4 protein-coding genes are annotated in these 3,013 nt (G+C 67.1%); 1 reads left to right on the plus strand and 3 read right to left on the minus strand.

Annotated features, from left to right (window positions below):
- Nucleotides 1–311: 311 nt before the first annotated feature.
- The 3 genes from E1263_RS42115 to E1263_RS42125 are packed head-to-tail and all read right to left on the minus strand — an operon-like array spanning nucleotide 312 to nucleotide 2,168.
- A complete protein-coding gene (locus E1263_RS42115) occupies nucleotides 312–491 on the minus strand; it encodes a hypothetical protein (RefSeq protein ID WP_132178046.1) in 180 nt (59 codons plus the stop codon).
- Complete coding sequence (locus E1263_RS42120; RefSeq protein WP_132178048.1) at nucleotides 478–1,317, minus strand: GNAT family N-acetyltransferase; 840 nt, start codon at nucleotides 1,315–1,317, stop codon at nucleotides 478–480. Before E1263_RS42120 ends, E1263_RS42115 begins: the two co-directional genes overlap by 14 nt.
- Nucleotides 1,314–2,168, minus strand: coding sequence for a GNAT family N-acetyltransferase (locus E1263_RS42125; RefSeq protein ID WP_132178050.1), 855 nt, complete (start codon nucleotides 2,166–2,168; stop codon nucleotides 1,314–1,316). Before E1263_RS42125 ends, E1263_RS42120 begins: the two co-directional genes overlap by 4 nt.
- Nucleotides 2,169–2,224: 56 nt before the next feature.
- Here E1263_RS42125 and E1263_RS42130 point away from each other — a divergent pair, with 56 nt between their 5' ends.
- Nucleotides 2,225–2,845 carry a PadR family transcriptional regulator gene (locus tag E1263_RS42130; RefSeq protein WP_132178052.1) on the plus strand — a complete coding sequence of 207 codons (621 nt, stop codon included), beginning with the start codon at nucleotides 2,225–2,227 and terminating at the stop codon, nucleotides 2,843–2,845.
- The last annotated feature ends 168 nt before the right edge of the window (nucleotides 2,846–3,013 follow it).

Genomic DNA, 3,013 nt, shown 5'->3' on the forward strand with positions numbered 1-3,013 from the left:
GGGCTTCGTCGACCATCTCGAACGGCAGGTGCTGGGTCAACTCGCCCAGATGGCCAGGCGCGAACGCACCCTCGGCCACCTCGATCGTGCGGGTGATGACAGACTGGACAGGCAGCGGAGCCTCATTTGGTAGCTGGTTGTCTCGCGAGGACAAACCTGTCTACCCAACGAGCTCCGCTGCTTCACGTTCAACACACGCCTTGACACCACCCAACCCGCCTTAACTAACCGGCCTTGGGGTCAACCCCGCAGATCGTTGGTTGGCCCCCGAGAATCCGATGGTGCAACCCACCACCTCCGGGGTTGACCCCTCAGACGTCGACCCGCGTGAAACGGCGGAGGTCGGCGGCGGGGGCGGCCGGATCAGCCGGTACGTCGCCCAGTCGGATCCCGCGGGGCTCGCGGGCTGCGGCGAAACCACCGGGGACCTCGGCCAAGGTGCCGCCCCGGTCGAGTTCTTCCAGCAGAGCAAGGTGTTCAGGTAAACGCATAGGTGACGAAATCCTGGACCGGGCGGTAGCCGATCGCGGCGTAGATCTTGTTCGAAGTGGGGTTGGCAAGGTCGGTGTTCAGGCAGACCTGGTCACCGGCATCGCGGAGTCGGCGGGTCACCTCGGCGGTCAGGGCACTCGCGTAACCCCGGCCGCGGGACTCCGGCGGGGTGTAGACCGGGCCGACCCGCACCGCGCCGAAGACCGGGGCCTGATGACCGACCATCGTGACGATCTGGCCGCCGTTCTCCCACACCCAAAGTCGCCCCCGCTCGATCCGCTGCGTCAGCCACTTGCGGTCGGCGACGGCGCTTTCGTCGGCGTGCCCAAGCTCCCGCCGGTAAGCGCCGAACATCGGCGTCAACGCCTGGAGGTCGGGCTCGATCGCGAGCCGCGGCGCACCGTCAGCCGTCTGCTCGACGAACACGTCGAGCTTGTGCAGCCGGGCCCGCCCGTCCTCCTTGAAGCCCCGCCCCGTGCGCTCGCCGTACAACTCGGCGAACGACCATGCCGATTCCGCCGGGCCGATCACGGCGATGGCCCACGGGGCAGCCTCGACCAGGATCTCCGCCACCGGCGGGACAAACTCGGTCGGCAGACTCTGCAGCTGAACTCCGCGTAACGCCGTACAGATGACTGCGCCGACCACCTCGTCGGCATCGTCGTGCACGGAGACGAAGACCGGCGGTTCGGGGTCGTTCATGATCCCGCGGACCCGATCAGCCACATTCGTCAGGATCTGCGAATTGAGCACCGGATCGCGTTGCAGGTAAGGGAAAACCAGATCCTGGAAGGCGGCCGGGTCGCGCGTCACTCGCGCAATCACACGAACTCCAGTACGACGAAGTCAGCCAGCGGGCGGTAGCCGGCTTCGTGGTAGATCTTGTTCGAGGTCGGGTTGGCCAGGTCCGTGTAGAGGCAGGCCTCGTTGCCCTGCGCAAGGATCTCGGCGGTGACGTGGCTGGTCAGCGCACCGGCATACCCATGCCGCCGATGCTCGTGCGGCGTGTACACCGGGCCAACCCGGCAGACCCCGAAGGTCGCCCGGTGGTAGCCGACCATGCTCACCGGCTCGCCCTCGACCTCCCAGATCCACATCGTGCCCTCGGCCAGCTTGTGCTCCGCCCAGTCCCGGGTGTCGTCGCCGAGCTCAGGGAACCCATCTCGCCCCCAATCGGCAACCAGGTCGATGTCCTCGGACTGCATCGGCCGCGGCACCCCGGCCTCGGCAGTCATCGGGGCGTGCGTGATCAGCTTGTGCAGCCGAGTGCGCATCGCCTCCGCGACCTGTCCGCCGCGCCGCTCACACCAGCGCTCGGCGAACCGCTGCGCCGCCACCGCATCACCGGCGACTCCACCTGGCACGACCTCGTCGCCCAAGCCCTCGGAGACGACGCCGTCGTACAGCTCGAGGAACCGGTCCGTCACGAGATCCACCAGGTCGGCGCGCAGCGACCCGAGGTACACGCCGCGCCCCGGCGTCCGCATCGCGACCCCGATGACGTCCTCGTCATGGATCGAGACGAAGTACGGCGGGATGTCGTCGACCGGGCGGATGCCCACCGCGCGTTCGTGCACATTGCTCAGGATGACGGTATTCAGGACCGGATCCTGGTGCAGGAAGGGGAAGGCCAGTTGCGAGAAGCCGGCCGGGTCACTGGTCACTTCGACGCGCATGGCACCGGAGACTACGCCTGCTCGGTGACCACTGCCCTCCGATTTACACTGCGGACATGTCCACCACGCGGTTGCTGCTGCTCGGGATCGTCAGGATCTTCCAGCCGGCGTACGGATACCAACTGCGCCGCGAGCTTCTGACGTGGAATGTGCAGGACTGGGCCAACATCAATCCGGGCTCGATCTACACCGGTCTGCGGACGCTGGCCAAGCACGGGTACCTGGCCGAGATCGAGGAAGGTCCCGACCACCGCGCCGGGCGGACGTCGTACAAGCTGACTGCGGACGGCGAGACGGAGTTCTTCTCGCTGCTGCGACAGCACCTGTGGACTGTGGACGGGTTCCACCCGGACCGGATGCAGGCGGCGCTGAGCTTTCTGTACACGCTCGACCGCTATGAGGTGCTGACCGCGTTGGAGTCGCGGATCGAGCAGATCGAGGCTCAGCTGCAAGCGATGCCGTTCAACGAGCAGCAGATCCAGCAGGACCCCGGTACGCCGAACCAGGTCGTCGAGATGCTCCGGATCGGCGCCGCCCGCAACCAGGGCGAGCTCCAGTGGACCCGCGACTTCCGCGACCGCGTCGCCACCGGCGACTACTCCTTCGCCGGCGAAGCCCCCGACTGGAACCCCGACCCGGCCCTCATCGCCGAATGGCGCGACCGCCCCACCTCGTAACACCCTCGCCTCGCCGCCTCTCGCTCCCGCCCGCCCCCATTTGGGGCTCTTCTGACGCATCTGTGGGTTCTGCGCGGGTCGGAAATGGGTGCACGCCGTTCTCTGTCTAGGTTTCTGGCTTGTCGAGAGTCAGGAACTTTAGAGCGGAGAACGGCGTGCGTTGGGTCA

Source organism: Kribbella antibiotica (assembly GCF_004349055.1).
Classification (GTDB): Bacteria; Actinomycetota; Actinomycetes; order Propionibacteriales; family Kribbellaceae; genus Kribbella; species Kribbella antibiotica.

Bases quoted from the DNA above. Each gene is read 5' to 3' on its own strand.
- E1263_RS42125 (WP_132178050.1), bottom strand. From the start codon at position 2,168: ATGCGCGTCGAAGTGACCAGTGACCCGGCCGGCTTCTCGCAACTGGCC.
- E1263_RS42115 (WP_132178046.1), bottom strand. From the start codon at position 491: ATGCGTTTACCTGAACACCTTGCTCTGCTGGAAGAACTCGACCGGGGC.
- E1263_RS42130 (WP_132178052.1), top strand. From the start codon at position 2,225: ATGTCCACCACGCGGTTGCTGCTGCTCGGGATCGTCAGGATCTTCCAG.